13 protein-coding genes are annotated in these 18,827 nt (G+C 69.6%); 9 read left to right on the top strand and 4 right to left on the bottom strand.

All coding sequences use genetic code 11. The features are described 5' to 3' along the window. Positions 1 to 513: 513 nt before the first annotated feature. A complete protein-coding gene (locus LZ198_RS25960) occupies positions 514 to 1,983 on the top strand; it encodes a hypothetical protein (RefSeq protein ID WP_253974741.1) in 1,470 nt (489 codons plus the stop codon). Between the two features lie 12 nt (positions 1,984 to 1,995). Here LZ198_RS25960 and LZ198_RS25955 read toward each other — a convergent pair whose 3' ends face one another. Next, complete coding sequence (locus tag LZ198_RS25955) at positions 1,996 to 2,754, bottom strand: endonuclease/exonuclease/phosphatase family protein (RefSeq protein WP_253974740.1); 759 nt, start codon at positions 2,752 to 2,754, stop codon at positions 1,996 to 1,998. A gap of 335 nt (positions 2,755 to 3,089) precedes the next feature. Here LZ198_RS25955 and LZ198_RS25950 point away from each other — a divergent pair, with 335 nt between their 5' ends. Both LZ198_RS25950 and LZ198_RS25945 read left to right on the top strand, forming a co-directional pair. After that, positions 3,090 to 6,029 carry a Vps62-related protein gene (locus tag LZ198_RS25950; protein WP_253974739.1) on the top strand — a complete coding sequence of 980 codons (2,940 nt, stop codon included), beginning with the start codon at positions 3,090 to 3,092 and terminating at the stop codon, positions 6,027 to 6,029. A 139-nt stretch (positions 6,030 to 6,168) separates the two neighbouring features. Beyond that, positions 6,169 to 7,455 (top strand): WD40 repeat domain-containing protein, encoded by a 1,287-nt coding sequence (locus LZ198_RS25945; RefSeq protein ID WP_253974738.1) that lies wholly within the window; start codon positions 6,169 to 6,171, stop codon positions 7,453 to 7,455. Between the two features lie 81 nt (positions 7,456 to 7,536). On the opposite strand, the gene LZ198_RS25940 is transcribed toward LZ198_RS25945, so the two are convergent. Then, on the bottom strand, positions 7,537 to 9,567 hold the full coding sequence (locus LZ198_RS25940; protein WP_253974737.1) for an EGF domain-containing protein: 2,031 nt from the start codon (positions 9,565 to 9,567) through the stop codon (positions 7,537 to 7,539). 367 nt (positions 9,568 to 9,934) lie between these two features. Between LZ198_RS25940 and LZ198_RS25935 the strand changes: the two genes are divergently transcribed. The 4 genes from LZ198_RS25935 to LZ198_RS25920 all read left to right on the top strand — a co-directional run bounded on the left by LZ198_RS25935 (position 9,935) and on the right by LZ198_RS25920 (position 13,288). Next, entirely contained in the window at positions 9,935 to 10,624 is a 690-nt protein-coding gene (locus LZ198_RS25935; RefSeq protein WP_253974736.1) for a lysoplasmalogenase, read from the top strand. A 118-nt stretch (positions 10,625 to 10,742) separates the two neighbouring features. Next, on the top strand, positions 10,743 to 11,024 hold the full coding sequence (locus LZ198_RS25930; protein WP_253974735.1) for a hypothetical protein: 282 nt from the start codon (positions 10,743 to 10,745) through the stop codon (positions 11,022 to 11,024). A gap of 1,201 nt (positions 11,025 to 12,225) precedes the next feature. Further along, positions 12,226 to 12,852 (top strand): autotransporter domain-containing protein, encoded by a 627-nt coding sequence (locus LZ198_RS25925; protein WP_253974734.1) that lies wholly within the window; start codon positions 12,226 to 12,228, stop codon positions 12,850 to 12,852. A gap of 166 nt (positions 12,853 to 13,018) precedes the next feature. Further along, positions 13,019 to 13,288, top strand: a complete 270-nt coding sequence (locus tag LZ198_RS25920; protein ID WP_253974733.1) for a hypothetical protein — start codon at positions 13,019 to 13,021, stop codon at positions 13,286 to 13,288. Positions 13,289 to 13,351: 63 nt separating this feature from the next. Here LZ198_RS25920 and LZ198_RS25915 read toward each other — a convergent pair whose 3' ends face one another. Continuing rightward, positions 13,352 to 13,903, bottom strand: a complete 552-nt coding sequence (locus LZ198_RS25915; protein WP_253974732.1) for a glutathione peroxidase — start codon at positions 13,901 to 13,903, stop codon at positions 13,352 to 13,354. A gap of 108 nt (positions 13,904 to 14,011) precedes the next feature. On the opposite strand from LZ198_RS25915, the gene LZ198_RS25910 reads away from it, so the two are divergent. Then, the gene (locus tag LZ198_RS25910) at positions 14,012 to 15,520 is read left to right on the top strand and encodes a hypothetical protein (RefSeq protein WP_253974731.1); all 1,509 of its coding nucleotides are present in this window, start codon (positions 14,012 to 14,014) and stop codon (positions 15,518 to 15,520) included. 141 nt (positions 15,521 to 15,661) lie between these two features. Then, positions 15,662 to 16,870 carry an extracellular solute-binding protein gene (locus tag LZ198_RS25905; protein WP_253974730.1) on the top strand — a complete coding sequence of 403 codons (1,209 nt, stop codon included), beginning with the start codon at positions 15,662 to 15,664 and terminating at the stop codon, positions 16,868 to 16,870. A gap of 15 nt (positions 16,871 to 16,885) precedes the next feature. Here the strand turns inward: LZ198_RS25905 and LZ198_RS25900 are convergent, their stop codons facing one another. Continuing rightward, complete coding sequence (locus LZ198_RS25900) at positions 16,886 to 18,700, bottom strand: DUF6311 domain-containing protein (protein WP_253974729.1); 1,815 nt, start codon at positions 18,698 to 18,700, stop codon at positions 16,886 to 16,888. Positions 18,701 to 18,827: the final 127 nt, after the last annotated feature.

Here is an 18,827-nt window from a genome sequence, read left to right as displayed (position 1 = left end):
CACGAAGCTCAAGCTTCTCAAGCGACAGATGTATGGCCGCGCCAACTTCGATCTGCTCCGTCGTCGAGTGCTGCTCACCGTCTGAACCTACGGTCCACACGAAGTGCGGGAGAGCCACGGAACTGGGCTACTCCCAACCATGCGATGCCCCAACCTCCGGAACTCCTCCGGGCTCAGATGGGGCACCCCGCCATCACCGTCACGCGAGTCCTGGCTCATGCGCGTCACTCCTCCCATGCACCACGCCGGCCTTCAAACACCGCCGTCGCGCGGAAAGGAAGGCTGTTCACCAGGACGCGGATGGACCGGGACGTCAGGCCCCCGCCCCCGGGCGGCGCATGCCCTCACGGGACGAACTGGATGATGACGCCGTTGGCGTCCACGACCTGGGAATAGCGCTCCCCCAAGCCTTCGCGCCCGGCACGTGACGCACCGCACATCGCGCCTGTGCTCGAACACGAGAATCCTCGACTCACGGCTTACACCGGGAGCGAGAAGTGATTACCTCGGGCCATGCGCCCAGCCCTCCCGAGTCCCACGTCGAAGTGTCGAGGCTCCACGCTGTACGCCGTGCTCGCGGTCGTCCTCGTGGGCCTGTGCTGGCCCTCGCGGGCCGATGCGCAGGCATGGTCGCTGTCCCCGGCCCAGCGAAAGGCGTTCCTCCAGCACTACGCGCCCCTCATCCTCAAGCGAGGCAACGCCGACAGCGGACGCCACGGCTACGACTGGGTGACGAGCTTCGACTTCGACCGGGACGGGAACTTCTCCAACAACAAGCTGAACTGGAAGCAGGTGCCGCAGTACATCGACGCGGCGCGCGCGGGCACTGGCGCGTACTCGGGGTGGCGCATCCGCCCCACGCTCTACACCGCGCTCATCGAATACATGGATGGGGCGAGCAAGGACCTGAAGCTCATCTATCACGTGTATCACGCGCTCGATAAGAACGCGGCCGGCGACTACCAGCTCCACGACTGGGAGCGGGTGGAGCTGCTCGTCACCCACGTCGTCGGCAATCCCGGCGGCGGCGAGTCCGTGGCCTATGCGGTGGTGACGCAGCACAAGCGCAACGTCGTGCGCCGCGCGGGCCACGTGGACCTCAACTTCCTGCAGACGCCCAGCGGCAAGCACCTGCTCATCTGGCAGGCGGAGTGGTCCGACAAGCTCGCGGCGGCCCACGGGCAGGAGCTGCGCTTCGTCACCGACCCGTGGTCCTTCTTCGCCGGGCGCATCGCCAGCGCGGGCAAGGCCGAGGCGGGCGTGAACAACGACGGCGGCCGGAAGAACGTGCACTACGCCTTCGTGCCGGAGGACGGGATGGACGCGGTGGCGACGCTCGGCGCCCTGCCCATCACCTACGCCACGGCGGACGCGCTCGCCAGCCGCTACGACAACGGGAAGACCATCACCTGGCCCAACGTGAAGCGCGTCACGTACGAGTTGCAGGACCTGGCGGACATCCTCCCCACCCACTGGCAGTTCGGCGGCTACGCCACGCACTGGCTGGACACGTCGCCCATCGACTTCTACCTGGAGAGCGCCATCACCAACGAGGCGGGGCTGGCGGAGGTGAGCCCGGGCATGCAGCGCTTCTTCCCCCAGACGCGCGACATCGAGAACGAGGACGACCGCGAAGGCTACATCGCCAAGAAGTGGCTCCTGGGCACCTTCGAGCTGAACGACAGCGCCTCCGACTTCGGCGGCGGTGGCTCCAACGCCTTCCACGACAACGCCTACGCCAGCACCGTGGTCGACTCCCGGGGACGCACCCGCGCGAGCGCGAGCGGCTACCCCACGTCCGCCCGCGCGTTCTGGTGGCAGCACGACTACTTCGTGCACTCGGGCGTCGCGGACTCGACGGACGGCGTGGAGCAGGGCTTCTGGTTGCCGGGGGGCTGGTACCTCCCGGAGAACGGCGGCTTCGACGGCCGCTGGGTCCAGCTCTTCGACGACCGGCCTGGGTTGGAGTCCGGACAGCGCTAGCCTCGGCCCGGCTCACGGTGGGAAGGCCAGCACCGCGCGCACCGGGTAGTGGTCCGAGCCTCCCGTTCGCAGCACCTTGGCGTCGGACAGCGTGAGTCGCCGGGCCAGGATGTGGTCGATCTCCACAACGGCGGGGAGCATGGATGTCGCTCCCGGCCAGGTGGCGCCACACTTCGCTTCCAGCCCGTCGCAGGCATGGTCGAAGCCCGCCGCGGCGAAGGCCTTCATCGCCTCGCCGGAGCGCTCCTCGTTCATGTCGCCCAGCAGCAGCAGCGGCCCCTTCTCCTTCGCGTACCGCCGCACCAAGGCCTCGCCCTGCTTCCCGCGGAGCACCGCGTTCTTCGCCATGGACTGGAACAGGTCGTCGTCCTTGGCGTGCAGTGCCCCCGGCGCCATGAGATGGACGCAGGCGACCTTCAACCCTCGCCGGCCGACGCGCACCTCCGCCTCCAACCCCGGCATCCGGTGTGGCTTCTGCGCGAACGGCTCCGCGCGCGTCACCGGATACTTGCTGGCGATGCCCATGCCCCAGGTGCCCTTGCGAGGCAGCAACCTCGTGTGGGGGTACTTCGCCCCGAGCCGCTTCCGGAACGCGTTGGCGAAGCGCGGCGTCAGCTCCCGCAGGCAGAGGATGTCCGGCGCCTCCTGCTCGATGACGTCCAGGGACCTGCCCACCTCCTCCTCCGACGCGGAGTAGAGGACGTTGTAGGTCATGACCCGCAGGGGCTCGCGCGGCTCGGGGACCGCGCCCCCCACCACGGCGATCAACAAGGGCGCTGCGAGGCAGGAAGGCCACATTCCAGACAGGGTCAGCAAGACAGGGGCCAGGAAGACCGTGTCCGTGACGCCACACCCGTGGAAGCCCCGCGTGTAAATCGCCGCGAATAACACCCGGTGCCTCGCCGCCGTCTCCAGTGCGGAGTCGAAGTGCTCCCTCCGCGGCCCGCGGGGAGCCCTCGCGGTCCGCCGTGGGGGCCGGAAAGGCATCGGTCACAGCAATGAATCACCCATGGAAGTCCGCGACGAGCCACCGTGGCTCGGGGCGCGGTGTGTTCCTCGCGGGCCTCGTCGCCCTCTCCTCGGGGTGTCAGCCAGAGCCCACGTCCGTGGAACCCCCTCCACCCGAGACGCCCGGCGCGGTCCTGCAATCCCTCGCCGCGCTTCCGACGACGTGCCAGGACATCAAGAGCCAGGTGTACCTCGCGAAGGACGGCGAGTTCGTCCTCTACTACGAGGGGAACCGGAGCAAGCCCTGGATGGCGTACTGCCACGGGATGGCGGGCACGCCGGCGGAGTACCTCACGCTCCCCGAGTCGAGCCTCTTCTCCAACGTCTCCGAGTACGCCGCGGGCGTCCACTCCCCCGGCACCACGGTCCGGACCGTCTTCCACAAGCTGCGCATCGACCCCTTCACGCTGCGCGTGCGCGCCTGGGACAAGACGTTCACGACCTCCACCGGAAGACTCACGCACGCGGGCACGGGCCCCGTCGTCACGGTCATGCCCTACGCCACCGCGATGGCCTGCACCGGAGGCGCCTCCGGACGGGCGACGGTCGACCTGCGCGGCACACCGTTCATCCTGCCCTACTCCGCCTTCGCCGTGGACGGTTGGGCCCGCGCGGGAATCGAGACGCGTGAGCCGGGCGACCAGGTCGCGACGCTGACGGGCGGCGGCGCCTGCGGCTGGAACGGTCCCATCCTCACGGCGTGGGAGGACCCGCTCGACGGCGGCATCCTGCCCCTCATCTACGACACCGCCGCGCCGACCTGGAAGGTGACGGCACGCGTCTACCCCGTGGGTGGCTCGCCGACCTCCGGACAGGCGCTCGACCTGGGCTGGTTCGACATGAACCAACTCACCGTCGGCAACGACGCCATCAACGCGGTCCACGTGCCCCGAGGATGGAAGGTCACCCTCTACACGGACTCGGGCTTCCAGGGCACGCAGCACATCTTCACGCGGGACACGGACCTGACCGGCCACGTCGTCAACCTGCAGACCTCCAGCATCCACGTCGAGGCCCCGGTGACGGTGTTCACCCAGCCCGATTTCACGGGGGACTCGCGGGAGCTGCGTCCGGGTCGATACACGCTGGAGCAACTCGGCCTGACGAGCGCCACGTTCCGCTCCCTCAGGATACCCGAGGGGTTCCGCGTGACGCTCCATGCGCAGACCAACTTCTACGGCACCTACCAGGTGCTCACCCAGGACACCGACCTGGCCAGCGGAAGCTACATGGACGGGAAGGTCGCCGCCCTCTTCATCGAATCCCCCACGCAGCGCAACACCAACGTCGTCTATGGACAATGGCAGTCGTCCGGCGGCCCCCAGGTGAAACATGCGGGCAACCGCACCCTGCTCCTGAGTCGCACCGGGCCCGACGACGAAATCGTCACCATCGACCTGGAGTCGACCGCGGGTCCCATCCTCTACCTGTCGAATGGCACCGACACCCCGGTCGCCGAATCGGTCCTCGTCTCACCCACCGTCGCGCGCCTCACCGTGGCCCTGCGCAACATGGAGGGCGGCCCCTACCTCGTCGCCGGCACGAGCCAGCCGGGCAAGAGCTGCGACTTCACGGTCCGCACGGACAAGGGACGGCTCCAGTACATGGACCACCTCGAAGCCAGGCTCGTGACCAGCTTCCAGTTCATCTACGACGACCGGGGCACGGGCGCCTCCGGCAACCTCTCCGTCTGGCGCCCCGCCGCGAACGAGGCCCAGGGCTACTACTCGCTGGGCGACGTCGCCATGCCCAGCCACGGGGTGGCGCCGCGCGCCGCCTTCGTCGTCAAGGACAAGGGCTATGGCGGGTTGCTGCTCCGCCCCAAGGACTACACCCTGGTCTGGACCAGCGAGGGGACGTCCGGCGGACTCAAGGGGAGCTTCTGGCAAGCCATCCCCTACGACGGCTACACCTGCCTGGGCGGCATCGCGACCAACGACTTCTACAAGCCCGCCCTCGACGCCATGCGCTGCGTCCGGAGCGAATTCGCCGTCCAGGTCGCCTCGCACAAGGTGTGGGACGACGCGGGGGCCAAGGGCGCCAAATCGAGCGTCACCCTGCTCGAGGCCCGGACCGACGTCCCCCAGGCGCTGTACACCTCCACGCTGAGCGCCGTCGCGGGTCGCTACCTGCCCGGCCTTCCACTGCCCAAGGTCTGGGCCCTCAACCGCAGCGCGCTCGACAACCCCGAGTTCTCGGGCGGCTTCGTGGACGACTACGCCGTCATCCAGTTCGCGCCGCGCGTCTGGCTCCACTCCGACGAGTTCTTCCTGCCCTCCACGACGGAGTACTTCCTCGAGAACACCCAAGAGGTGGGCGGTCATCTGACGACGCGGATACCGCTCGGCTGCGATGACTGCACAAACCCGCCGTTCCTGCACGGGCTCGATCCCAACCAGCAACACGTGCCCGTCTACGCGCAGGTCATCCCGAGGACCGTCGCCGGGACGCCCACGAACATCACCGACGTCGTCTACTGGACCTTCTACGCCTTCAACTTCGGCAAGCATGTCTGCATCGGCGGTCGGCTCGGGGACACCTGCCTCGGCTACTGGATGCAACTGGGCAACCACGTGGGCGACTGGGAGCACCTCACGGTGAGGTTCGTCGACGGACGGCCCACGCAGGTGACCATGAGCCAGCACGGCAAGGCGCCCGTCTTCGGATACGGCGGCAAGCTGCTGCCGATGGCCGACCTGCATCCGGAGGCCTACTCCGCGCTCGGCTCCCACGGGCTCTATCCCGACGCCGCGGTGCACGAATACATGAACCTCTACAACGGCGACTCCTTGAAGGACGTCACCAACCGGGGCGCCGCGTGGAAGACGTGGGAGAAGCCCGTGGTCTTCCCGTGGCAGCCGCAAGGCTCGTTCACGGGCTCCCTCTCCTGGCTCAACATCACCGCGGGCTGGGGCAACGCGAAGTCGGGCTGTGACAACGTCGTCTCGAAGGCCTCCGGGGAGTGCATCCTCAACGGCGGCCCCGGGGGCCCCATGCAGAAGGACTTCACCCATCCGGATTACGGGGAGCTGGAGTAGTCACCCCGCAGGAATTGGCCGGGCACGGACCTCCACCAGGCGCCGTGCCCGGCCGCGCGGCACGGCAGCCTCCATGCGGCTTGCGGACCGCGGCGAGGAGTGCGAAGCCACGGCTGCCCACCGCACCTGGAGGAACCCGATGGAGCCGCTCGCCTGTGGACACGCCGCCCCCGTCGCGGGACGCGCCTGTCACCACCTGCCGAGCGACCCGGAGGCCTGCTACTTCCTCTTCTTCACGGGCCAGGGTGACGAGCGCCACGCGCTGTGCGAGGACTGCGCGCGGACGGAGGCTCCGCTCACGCTGGCGGACCGTCCTCTCTGCGCCGCGTGTCAGCGCGCCATCGAGATGCGTCTCTCCTGTCTCATCGGGACGCGTGGCGTTCCCCGGCCGCGCGTCCGGCAGACGTCGCTTCGCTTCGAGCACCGCGACCTCTCGCTGACCGCGTTCGAGGGGGCCGCGCCCCGCGCCATCGCCCCGGTGGGGACGGAGGCCCACTCGCGGTGGCTCGCCGTGGACGCGACAGGAGGACTCCTCCTGCTCGACCTCGACGCGGGCGACACGACCCGCGTCGGCACCCTGCCGCCTGAGTCCGTCACGTTGGACGCCGAGCTGGAGCTGCGCGTCTCGGACTGCGGTGGCTTCGCGGCCGTGGCCAACCGGTTCGGCTCGCGGGGCGTCGTCGTCTCCCTGCGCTCCGGCGCGGTGACGATGCGGCTGGACCGAGGGGACTACCACGAGACCCGTTGCAGCTTCTCCGTGGCCTTCTTCCAGGACGAAGGGCGCGCGCGCATCGTGCACGCGACGCAGTGGAACCGGCTCGACGTCTCCGACCCCGCCACCGGCGAGCTGCTCACGCCGCGGGGCGACGCGGTCGACAACGAGGACGGCCCCGCCGAACACTCGCTCGACTACTTCCACTGCGGTCTCACCGTCTCGCCGGACGGGGAGTGGCTCCTGGACGATGGCTGGGTCTGGCACCCCGTGGGAATCCCCACCACGCTCTCGCTGCGCCGCTGGCTGCGCGAGAACGTCTGGGAGTCCGAGGACGGGCCCTCCCGCCAATCCCTGCGCGACATCCCCTACTTCTGGGACGGCCCGAGCTGCTTCCTCGGCCCGAGGACCCTCGCGTTGTGGGGGCTCGGCGGCGACGTGGACCACCTGCTCGACGCGGCGCTGCTCTTCGACGTCGAGCGCGGAGCGCTGCTGCGCTGGTTCCCGGGACCTCGCGGTGAGTTCCGCGGCGACGGGACCCGCTTGTTCGCGAGCGCGGCGGACACGGGCACGCAGGTCTGGGACTCGGAGACAGGAGAGCGGCTCCACGAGGAGCCTGGGCTCGTGCCCACCGCCTGGCACCCCGGGGCGCGCTGCTTCCTCACGGTGCGCGACGACGGGACACTGAGAGAGAGCCGGCTGTCCGGCGCGTAGCGTCCCCCACGGCGCCGACGCCTCCGTGGAGGACGACACGCTCACGACGCGCGGAGGCTCCCCGCGCGTCGCGCGCTCACGTCACTGCGGCATCGGCTCGAGGGTGATGGAGCCGACGTACGACGGGTGCTCGGGAGAGCAGGAGACCCCCGCGCTCGCGTCGATGACACGGCCGGTGAGCACGCGCTCCCCGCCATCCGGCAGCGTCACCCGGAGCGGATAGGACGCCAGGTCGTCACCCGCCTGCGCCTGCGCCGGCTCCAGGCTCACGCTCTTGCGGCACAGGTCATACGTGCCCATCGGCGGCTCGCCGTCGATGCCCCAGCCCACGACCTCGAGGGTCCGGCCATCCGCCTCGGCCCCCTCGCCCGCGGAGAGGCCCTCGTGGCCGTAGTCGATGAGCATGCCCGTGGGCATGCGGACGATGAAGCCCTCGTCACCACCACCCACGGAGCCCTCCTCGGACAGCGGGCTCTTGCAGGTGCCGGCGCTGCAGGTCTTCCCCGCGCCGCAGCGGTTGCCGCAGCAGCCGCAGTTGGTCGTGTCCGTGTTCGCGTTCACGCACAGGCTGCCGCACAGCACCAGCGGGGCCGGGCAACTGCCGGGCACGCAGTCGTAGCCACCGGCGCGATTCACGCAGCGCTGACCGGGCTGGCACGTCGCCGTGCCGTTGGTGCACTCGTTGATGTCATTGCAGGTGCGGCCGTCGCCCGAGTACCCCGCCTTGCACGCGCAGGTGTAGCTGCCCTGGGTGTTCGAGCAGGTCGCGTTCGCGGAGCACGTCGCGGTGCCGTTGGTGCACTCGTTGACGTCGTTGCAGGTCCGGCCGTTGCCCGTGTAGCCGGACTTGCAGGTGCAGGAGTAGCTGCCCTGGGTGTTGGAGCAGGTCGCGTTCGCGGAGCACTGCGAGGTGCCGTTGGTGCACTCGTTGACGTCGGTGCAGGTCCGGCCGTCACCCGCGTACCCCGGCTTGCACGCGCAGGTGTACGAGCCCGGCGTGTTGGTGCAGGTGCCGTTGGAGGAGCACGTCGCGGTGCCGTTGGTGCACTCGTTGATGTCATTGCAGGTCCGGCCATTGCCCGTGTACCCGGCCTTGCACGCGCAGGTGTAGCTGCCCTGGGTGTTGGAGCAGGTCGCGTTGGCGGAGCACGTCGCGGTGCCGTTGGTGCACTCGTTGACGTCCGTGCAGGTCCGGCCGTTGCCACTGTACCCCGCGTTGCAGGTACAGGAGTACGAGCCCGGCGTGTTGGTGCAGGTGCCGTTGGGGGAGCAGGTCGCGGTGCCGTTGGTGCACTCGTTGATGTCGTTGCAGGTCCGGCCGTTGCCCGTGTAGCCCCCCTTGCACGCGCAGGTGTAGCTGCCACGGGTGTTGGTGCAGGTGGCGTTCACGGAGCACTGCGCGGTGCCGTTGGCGCACTCGTTGATGTCGGTGCAGACGCTCGGCTGGCCCTGACAGGTGAAGCCGGTCTCCACCTGGCAGGTGCTGCTACAGCCGTCGCCGGACGTGCGGTTGCCGTCGTCACATTGCTCGCTGCCGGTCACCCGGCCGTCGCCGCACAGGGGACCCGTCGCCTCGACGGCATCGACCATGTAGATGGAGAGCAGGCCGCCGCGCAGGCGCACATACCGATAGGGCGTGGAGTTGGTGTAGGGGACGAGCGTGGAGAAATCACCCAGGCCCAGGTCGAGCAACTGCGCCTGACCGGTGGCGATGATGCTCATGTCGGCGCGCAGGAACTCCACCGTCGCGATCAACGCCACGGAGAGGCCCCGGTAGTAGATGCGCAGGGGGCCGGTGCCCTGGTCCGTGCCCATGTCGAGCACCAGTGAGCCCCCGAGCACCGCCAACATGGTCGCGACGTTCCCGTCCGGAGCGCCGACCGCGTTCTGTGGGTTGAGGACGGCGGTGACGCCCCCTTGCGCCACGGCCTTGGCGTAGGGGTCCGCGACCGCGAGTTCCTCGGGCTTCGCCTCGTCTCGCAGCTCCGCCGCGGACTCATTCACAGGCAGCCCGTCCTCGCCTTCAGGACTGACACCACACGCGCCCAGGATGGAAATCGCCACGGCGGCGAACAACAGGCGCCATTCCGTGGCCACTCGACTCACCTTCATGTCTCGCTCCATTTGTATCGAAGGATGTGACGGAGCCACGACTCATGGGTTCACCGCGGTCATCCGTCGAGACACATGGAAGGCACGGGGTCTGCGTCTGGCTCGGCGCCCATGCGTGAGAACACGCGGGCACGTGAGCCATCCGACAGGCATTGCGTCAGGTAGCACCGCGGAGGGAATCAGCCGACACCCGCCCCGGCCACGGAGGCAATCCCCGCAACGGTCCAGGCGGCACGCGCATGGCCGCGACACGTGGGAAAATACGTAGCACCGGGGTCAGCCGGCATCGTCCTCGGGGTCCGGAGCCCGGTAGCGCGGGTGACAGGCGGCGGACCGCCGGTCGCTCGACCAGGATAAGGTGGCGCCCATGCATGGTGCATCGAACGGTGCGGTGAAGGCCCTCGCGGCGGTGGGCGCGGTCGGAGCCCTGGGGTTCCTGCTCACGCTGGGCGAGCCACAGCGGGGACTCCGGCTGGTGACGAAAGCCCTGCCGATGCTCTGCCTGCTCGCGTGGATGTGGCCGACGCGGACACGCTACGCCCGCTGGATTCTCGCGGGGCTGGGGCTGTCGCTGCTGGGAGACGTGCTGCTGGAGCTAGGGCCGGGATTCTTCCTGCCCGGGCTGGGCGCGTTCCTGCTGGCGCACCTGGGGTACACCGTCGCGTATCTCCAGGCGACGCGGGCGCCGAGCCCCGGCAGGGCGCTGCCGTTCCTCGTGCTGGCCGTGGGCGCCAGCGTGCTGCTCCACCCGTGGCTGGGGGAGATGACGGTGCCGGTCACGCTCTATGTCGCCGTCATCTGCACCATGGCGTGGCGCGCCGCGGCCTTGATGAACTCCGCCGAGGTGCCTCGACAGCGGCAATGGACCGCCTTCGCGGGGGCGCTGCTGTTCGCCGCGAGCGACGGGCTGCTCGCCATCAAGCTCTTCGTCCGTCCCCTGCCCGGCGGGAGCTACGCCGTCATGCTGCTGTACTGGGCCGCGCAGTTGAGCATCGCCTGGTCGGCGCGGGAGCCCCGGGAGGCACCACTGGAGGCCCACGCGCCCACGGCAGCTTGAACCTTTGGGGCAGGCGTATCAGTGATACGGGAAAAGCGAGACTCGGACCGGATTACTCTCCGCACATGGTGTACCCGTATACTTCTGGATTCCTCACTCGAAACACCAGGAGGCTTCCATGTTGCGGATGATCTGTGTGGTGGCGATGTGCGCGTTCGGGCTCACGGCGTGCGGTTCGGGTCCCGACACGGCGGGCGATGAGCTCGGCAGCACCGAGCAGGGGCTCGCGTGCGAGTACGGCACGGGCGCGTGCCCGGGCACCACGGTGTGCGCCTGGTTCCCGGACCAGCCGGACGAGGGCCTCTGCCGCCCCGCCTGTGTCAACGGCGCCTGCACCAACGGTCAGACGTGCTGCACTCAGCGCACTGGCGCGCCGTACTGCAATAGCGTCTGTTTCTGAGGGTTGTCGACGGTGACAGCCAGGAGGCCCAGGGTTGGAGCCCTGGTCCTCCCAGTTCAACGTCGAGATAGACTGACCGCCGTCGCTCGCAACCTACGGACGGGCCCTGGCGAATTCTGGACCAGCCCATTGGCTCGGACGGATATCACTCCAGCCAGTCAATGGTCATAGGACCACTGCCAGCTGCTGCGCACTGGGTATTGGCAAAAGACCGACAATCGCCACATTCCTTCCACGCCAGATGGTACGTATTGTTACAACAAGTAACACTGCACCAGCGCGCGGTGGGCCTGCACGACTGCACCCTCCGAAGAACACACTCCGCAGCGGCAGCGACAGGCTCATCCTCGGAGGAGGCATTCATCAACTCCTCGATCCGGCTGTCAGCGGCAGCGGGAGTGGCGTGCTCCTCCGGCAGCGGGCCTCCGCACGCGGCCAGCAGCATCACTCCCATCAACAGGGCACAACGGCGCAATCCCACGACGGACATGGGTTCTCCTCTTCGCTTTCTGGGTGATTCCTCTCCGGGCTCCCGAAAGAGGCAAAAGCAGTAAACGCCCAATCCCTCCCAAATGCAAGCCCATGACCGAATAGTCATTGCCTGAGGCAACCATCTCCTCTCCGGCCCGCCTCATCCTACGCACTTCCCACTAGATGCCTGAGGCAACAATCTACCACCCAAGACTCCCAATTCATTGCCCGAAGCAACCACATCCACGTCCCGGGCGAAGCTCCTATCCACGAGGAGGGCGGGGCGAACCGGCAGCGGCGCGCCCGCCGTTCAGACGAACGAGCACTGGCGCGAAGGCCGCACGGCGCTCGACGCACACCCGCTCCGCCCATGAGTCCGCGGCCCCCTGGACACCAGCACCAGGAAGGCCCTACCTCCGATCACATCACTGAGAATGCTCCGTGGTGCGCGCTCCAACACCATCCAGACCGCAACCGCGCTCGACGCCCCTCCTGACGCGACGCGTCCCATCTCGAGGCGCGACATCCGCGTCAGTCACGCGGCGCGACCCTGCCCCACCCGCCGCGTCCTCGTGGAATTCTGAGGTCCGCCGTCCACCTGGCTACCGCTGCCACCCTGAAACCGCCCAAGGCATCGTGATTGCACTGGAGCCACCACGCCCCGCTCGAGGCAGGCCGACCCGGCCGGGCACACGGTGACCTCTCTCATGCCACCGCCAAGGAAAGACCCATGCGTCACGCCACCGCTACGTCCGCCGTCCTCCTCCTCATCCTCCTCTGCGCGGCCCCTACCGCCCACGCCGAATCCGAAGGCCTCAAGCTCACCGTCGGCGCCCGCGCTGGCTACGGACTCCCCACCGGCCTCGTCCGCGGAGGAGAAGGCCACTACGACGTCCGCCTGAACAAGGTCGCGAAGGGCATCATCCCCATGCAGATCGACGCGGGCACGTTCCTCGCCTCCCGCATCTACGTGGGCGCCTTCTTCCAGTACGCCAAAGGACTCGCCGCCAGCGAGTGCCAGGGCGAGTGTGGGGTGAGCGCCATGCGCTTCGGCCTCGCCGTGAGCTACCACCACCCCTGGTCGGAGGACCTCAGCCCGTGGCTGGGCGTGGGCGCGGGCTACGACATCCTCGACGCGGACCAGATGCCCTCCGTGATGACGGGCAAGCTGGAGCGCGTGGACGCCACCTCCAAGGGCTTCGAGCTGGGCAACGTCCAGGCGGGCCTCGATTTCCGCCTCGCCGGCCCCGTGTGGTTCGGCCCCTACGTCACCGCCACCCTCGCCCGGTACAAGGAGCAGGATCCCCGCGACCACTCCTGGTTGATGGGCGGCCTGCGGCTGATGGTGCGGCGCTGAACCTCATCGACGGACAATCCCAGACGCGCCCCCACCTCGGCTCCCGCTGAACATCCGAGGCGGGTTTGACGCTCCGTGCGGGCATTTCATACCCTCGCGCAGCGAACGAACCCGAGGGCTCGTTCCACCCGTGCACGGTCTCACCATCGCGTCCAGGGAGGTCATCATGAAGGGTGTGTCTGTCAAAGGCGGTCTGGTCTTCGCGCTCCTGATGCTCACGGCCTGCGGCGGCGTCGACGACGCCACCGGCGCCGAACAGCCGCTCCCCGAGGAGACCCGCAGCGAGGAGGGCGCGCTCGCCCCTGGCGACTGCATCTTCTATCGCTGCCCCGTCACCGGACGGACGTTCAGCGGGAGGACGGACTACGAGGCCGGTCACCGGTGTGGGCTGAACTGCACCCAGTCCTGTACCTTCGTCGAGAACATCTGCGCGTAGTCCGGACGTCGGCAAGGCCTGTCCCGCGGGCACCTTCACGAGGCCCGCGGGAGCGGCTCCGGCTCAGGTGGACTTCGCCAGCTCGGCGTCGATGGCCTGGAGCAGGCGCGGGTCATCCGCCGTCACGTCCGGCGTGAAGCGGGCCGCGACCCGACCGTCCCGGCCGATGACGAACTTCTCGAAGTTCCACTGCACCTCCGGCTTCGGGTTGGCCTCGATGCCATAACCCTTGAGGCGCGCGCGCATGGGGCCCTCGCCCGTGGCGTCGGGCACGGCGCTCGTCAGCGCGCGGTACAGCGGGTGCTTGTTCTCACCCACGACCGAAATCTTGGAGAACAGCGGGAACTTCACGTCGTAGGTCAGGGAGCAGAAGTCCTTGATCTCCGCCTCGCTGCCCGGCTCCTGGCCCATGAAGTCGTTGGCGGGGAAGCCCAGGACCTCCAGCCCCTCGGCGTTCTTGCGCTCGTAGAGCTTCTCCAGTCCCTCGTACTGCGGCGTCAGGCCGCACTTGGAGGCGACGTTCACCACCAGCAGGACCTTTCCCTTGAACCGGCCAAGGGACTGCTGGGCTCCGTCGATGGACTTCAGGGGGATGTCATAGAGGTCGTGGCTCACGCGTCGGCTCGCTTCCTGAGGGGGAATGACGCCCCACAGTAACAACCCGACCTCGCGCGCCCCACCCGAATCCCATCCCCCCGAGGTTCGGAAGGATACACTGCCACCGTGACCGACACGCTGAGCACGCACCTGGATGGCGCCCTGGAGGCCTTCGAGCAACACGACGAGGAGCGGGCGCTCGACCTGCTCGTCCAGACCTGGCGGTTCATCCGCGAGGAGCGCCTCGCGCGACTCATCGAGCGGCTGTCCGACCGGCTCACCTCGGGCCTCCACCTCCCGGACACCGCGGAGGTGTCACTGCGGGCCTCCCGGCGCAAGATGCTCGACCTGCCCCTGCTGCGCGGGGCACTCCAGCAGGCCCTGTCGCTCGGCCACGCCGCGGCCGTGGCCCACTGGCTGGAGCAGTTCCGTGAGTGGCCCGGCTCTCCGCAGCTCCAATGGCCCGCGGATCCCCGGCTGACCTTCACCCTCGTGGACGTGGCGCAACACCCCGTCGCGGCCACGCCGATGGTGGCGCAACCGCTCCTCCAACTCCTCGAGTCCTCGGCCGACATGCGGGTGCTCGACCGACTCCAGCGACTCTGGCGCACGCCCGAGGCCGAGCCCCGCGACATCGAGGAGCGGAAGGTCCAGTTGCGGAGGACCGCCCTCCTCGAGCGCATCCAGGCGGTCCACCCGCGCGCGCCTGGCCCGGAAGCCACCACGCGCCTCGAGGCGTGGGAGAACGCACTCACCCAGCGCGAGACCCGGGAGGCCACGCACGCGCCCCTGCGCGGGGAGCTGCTGGGACGTGTGTTCGCGTCACCCGAGGACATGTCCGCGCGGCTGGTGCTCGCGGACCATCTCCAGGAGTCCGGCAATCCCTGGGGCGAGCTCGTCTCCGCGCAGTTGATGCCCGGCGCGTCCGCCGAGCGCATCGAGCAGCTCATCGAGCAGCATGGCCTGTGGTGGGAGGCCCCGCTCGGGCCCCTCGTCAAGCGGGGCTCCACCCGGTTCGAGCGAGGCTTCCCCATGGCGGTGCGCCTGAGCACGCGCGTACGGCAGGCCCTCGCCGAGCCCGGCCCCGAATGGAGGACCGTGCGGGAGATCGACACCCTGGGCATCAGCACGCCCGAGCTGGCCAGGTGGCTGTGCCATCCGAACCTGGCCAACGTCACCACCCTGCGGCGCGTGGCACCCGAGCTGGCGCGAGCGCTGCTCCGCCATGCGCCCCCGGTGCGCAGCCTGTCCCTGGTGGGCTCGCTCACCCAGAAGGACCCCACGCTGCTCGCGCAACTGGCCGAGCTGCCCCGGTTGACCCACCTGGTCCTCCACACGACGGCGCCGGAGGATGTCCAGCAGTGCGCCCTCTCCCCGCTCGCCCCGCGACTGAAGCGCTTCGAGGCGCGCGCCGTCGACGCCTGGACCCTGGTCCTCGCCCCGGAGCGCGAGCAGCCCCTGCGCGCGACGCTGGTCCACGGCCAACATGTGGAGTCGCTCGCCCAGGCCCTCCGGGGCGCGATGACCTTCCGCGCCCCGCGGGTCCACATCCGTGGCGCCCACCGCACGGACCCACGAGGTCAGGGGATGCTCCGCGCGGCCGTGGCCCCGCATCCGAACGTCGTCTGGAGCTGAGCCGCCGTCAATCCCACACTCGGGGGGACGCACGCGACCTGGCATCTCCCCCGGTCAAAGCCTGACAGCTATCCTTCCGGTCCCTCGCGCGCCCTGCGCCGTCCTCCCGCGACGCGAGGGTCCACCGAAAGGATTCACGCCATGTCCTGGAGAGCCCTGCCCTGCGCCGTCCTCCTCGCGCTGAGCGCCTGCTCGGATTCGCCCGACCCCGAGCCCGAGCCGCGCCGCCCCTTGAAGGCCGTCCTCTTCCCCTACATCCCGGACTCGGGGAAGGACCAGTTCGCCGGACTGAAGCAGCGGCTCGAGGCCGACTTCGAGGCGAAGCACGCGGACATCGACCTGGAGGTCGTGTTCGACTTCAACCTGGATGTCTATGACCTGGACGAAGGCGGCGCGCTGAACACGCTGCTCGGCGCTGGCGACGGCGCGGCGCAGGTGGTGGAGGTCGACACGCTGGTGCTCGGCTCGCTGGTGTCGAAGGGCTGGGTCCAGCCCGTCCGGGTCGACGCGAACGCGGTGCACCCCGCCGCCGCCGAGGCCGTCCAAGTCTCGGGCGAGAGCTACGGCGTGCCCACCTACCTGTGCACCAACGTCGTCTACTCGCGGAGCACGAACATCCGCTCCGCCACGGACAGCACCTCCCTCGTCCGCATCCTCGACGAGGCCGCACCGGGCAAGCGCCCCCTGGCCACCAACCTCGACGGGAGCTGGACGCTGCCGTCCGCGTACCTCGACGCCTGGGCCGACACGCACCCGGGCTCGGCGCTCGCGAGCGCCGTGTCCCTACCCCTGGACACTTCCGTGGTGGAGGCCTTCTCCGCGGTGGTGGAGAGCTGCGCGCTCGAGCCGGGCGTCAATCCCTGCATGGACGGCACCTACGCGGACAACACGCTGCCGGAGGAGGCCTTCGCCACGGAAGCGGCCAATGGCTTCATGGGCTACACCGAGCGCCTGTTCTACATCCTCGCGGCCAATCCCAGCATGGCGCTCCCGGAGGTCATCTCCGTGCCGCTCGGCGCGGGCTCCTCGCCCACCGTCTTCGTGGACGCGCTGGTGCTCAACACGCACTGCACCGGGACGTGCGCGCAGGACGCGCGCGCGTTCACCGACTTCATGAAGGACCCGGAGGTGCGCACCCTCATCGCCTTCAGCCAGGACGCGCCGCGGGGCAGCACGCCCCGCTACCTGCTCCAGGCGAACCGCGCCTTCTACCAACAGGAGCCCGCGCGCTCCGACCCCATGTATCCGAAGTACGAGGCGCTCCTCCGCAACGCCCGGCCCTATCCCAACCAGGGCTTCCCCGAGAACCGCAAGGCGATGCAGGCCGCCCTGCTGGAGAACCTCCAGTAGGACCGGAGCGCTGGGTCAGCGAGGCACGTCCACGGACGTGCCCGCGGGGGCCGTGCGCGCGAGCGCCTCGCGGAAGCGGCCCTCGCGCTCCGCCACGCAGACCTGGAAGCCGTCCAGCACGCCACAGGTGACCGCGTCGCCCAGCCGCCGGAACAGCGCCATCCGCGCAGGGTCGACGACGTAGATGGCGTCGCGCGCGAGGCGCCCCTGCTCGACGTCCGTCTGGAGGGTCTGGCACACCTCCGTCACCCGCGCCTCGCTGACGCGCGCGGGATAGCCGCTGTTCGTCGTCAGGTGTCGCCGGTAGGCGAGGTCCGCGAAGAGCACGGAGTCCCGCTCCGAGAAGCCGCTCCTCGCGCAGCGCGACTCGGAGAGATGCACGTAGGTGGGGAACAGGACGACGTGACGGTAGGACGCATCCACCTGCGCCCACTCCGGCGCCTGGAGCCGGGGCCAGGGCGCGGGCGTGAAGTGGTTGCGCGTCCAGAGCTCCCGCGTGTCCAGCGCCTGGAGCAACACCACGCCCAGCAGCAGCCCCGACCCCAGCGCGGGGCGCTGCCGCCACCGGGCCAGCGTGAGCGCGAGCAGGCCCGTCACCACCGCGTAGTGCAAGGGCCAGATGAAGCGGCCCGACGCGCGCACCGCCCCCAGCAGGGGCGCCAGCGGCGAGAACAGCTTGCGCAACGACAGCACCTTCACGCCCGCCACCGACAACACCGACGAGAACGCGAGCAGGGCCAGCAACAGCACGCACACCACCAGGGGCAGGTGCTCGCGCAGCCGCGCCTTGCCCCACGCCCCCAGTTCCTTGGGCGTCCCCAGCGCGACGAGGACGAGCACCAGCACCCCCGTGCCCAGATAGCCGAACCCCTCGTACTGCCCCGGCTGCGTGCGCAGCCCCGGCACCAGCCAGGACCAGTCCATCGCGTTGACGAGCGTGAGCAGGTCCGCGCTGAAGAAGCCGAAGCCGTGCGAGCCGGCGCTCACGCCCTGCCCCACGTAGCCCAACAGGAAGAAGAGGCCTCCGGACACCCCACCGGCCACCACCAGGGCCCCCGCCGCCGCGCGCCAGGACAGCAGTTGCTCACGCCACGCCAGCCGCGCGAGCAACGCGACCCCGAGCGCGAACACCATCACCGACAGGTAGGGGTGGATGCCCGAGGCGAGCACGAGGACGACCAGCGCCTGCGCCAGGGACCTCCAGGCGTCGCGCGCGCTGGCGCGCGGCCGCAGGTGCAGCCAGAGCATGGCGGTCAGCAGCCACTGCGCGCACAGGGTGTCGTGCCCGGTGCGGAACAGCAGCACCGGCGCCAGGAAGAACAGCGCCCCACCGAGGACCTGCTGCTCGACGCGGGAGGTGAACAGGCTCGTCAGCCGCGCGCCCAGCCACCCCTGGAGCATGAAGCACAACGCCAGCCAGGGCCCGATGAACTGGAAGTCCCGCGGCAGCCAGGGCGAGAACGGCTTGAGCGCGATGGAGACCCAGGGGTTCGCGTCCGCGAAGCCCACCGTCATCGGCAGTGGCGTCAGCAGGCTGGGCGTCCGGCCCAGCGGGAACGCCCAGGGCGCGTCCCGGAAGTGCATCCAGCCGAGCGTGTGCTGTGACAGGTCCCCGCCCAGCCAGTCCAGGTTCGTCGGGTCCAGCGTGGGCCCGCCACCCACGGCGAGGTACCAGAGCAGCCCCAGGAGGGCCGTCACCCAGGGGGCGAGGCCGGCGCTCGGCGCGGGGACGCTCGGGGACTGAAGGGGGTTCTCGTTCGTCGCCACCGGCACGGGCTCCCAGGTCGCCGCCGGGACGAAGGGCTCCCGGCGCCGTGGAGGCCGAGCCATATCCTCTACGTCGCGTCCTCGCCAGCCCCGGGGCGCCCCGCGGAGCCCTCGCGGCCCCGGGACGGACGGCTCGGAGGCGGGAGGCCACGGCGCGCGTCTCACCGCGGCCTCCCGGACTTCAGTCGCG

Source organism: Myxococcus dinghuensis (genome assembly GCF_024198235.1).
Lineage (GTDB): Bacteria > Myxococcota > Myxococcia > Myxococcales > Myxococcaceae > Myxococcus > Myxococcus dinghuensis.
Note: the sequence above shows the minus strand (reverse complement) of the source record. Positions and strands in the feature narration are given on the sequence as shown.

What these genes read in the sequence shown, in the direction of transcription:
- LZ198_RS25960 (WP_253974741.1), top strand. Translation starts at nt 514, where the DNA reads ATGCGCCCAGCCCTCCCGAGTCCCACGTCGAAGTGTCGAGGCTCCACG.
- LZ198_RS25945 (WP_253974738.1), top strand. Translation starts at nt 6,169, where the DNA reads ATGGAGCCGCTCGCCTGTGGACACGCCGCCCCCGTCGCGGGACGCGCC.
- LZ198_RS25940 (WP_253974737.1), bottom strand. Translation starts at nt 9,567, where the DNA reads ATGAAGGTGAGTCGAGTGGCCACGGAATGGCGCCTGTTGTTCGCCGCC.
- LZ198_RS25935 (WP_253974736.1), top strand. Translation starts at nt 9,935, where the DNA reads ATGCATGGTGCATCGAACGGTGCGGTGAAGGCCCTCGCGGCGGTGGGC.
- LZ198_RS25930 (WP_253974735.1), top strand. Translation starts at nt 10,743, where the DNA reads ATGTTGCGGATGATCTGTGTGGTGGCGATGTGCGCGTTCGGGCTCACG.
- LZ198_RS25925 (WP_253974734.1), top strand. Translation starts at nt 12,226, where the DNA reads ATGCGTCACGCCACCGCTACGTCCGCCGTCCTCCTCCTCATCCTCCTC.
- LZ198_RS25920 (WP_253974733.1), top strand. Translation starts at nt 13,019, where the DNA reads ATGAAGGGTGTGTCTGTCAAAGGCGGTCTGGTCTTCGCGCTCCTGATG.
- LZ198_RS25905 (WP_253974730.1), top strand. Translation starts at nt 15,662, where the DNA reads ATGTCCTGGAGAGCCCTGCCCTGCGCCGTCCTCCTCGCGCTGAGCGCC.
- LZ198_RS25900 (WP_253974729.1), bottom strand. Translation starts at nt 18,700, where the DNA reads ATGGCTCGGCCTCCACGGCGCCGGGAGCCCTTCGTCCCGGCGGCGACC.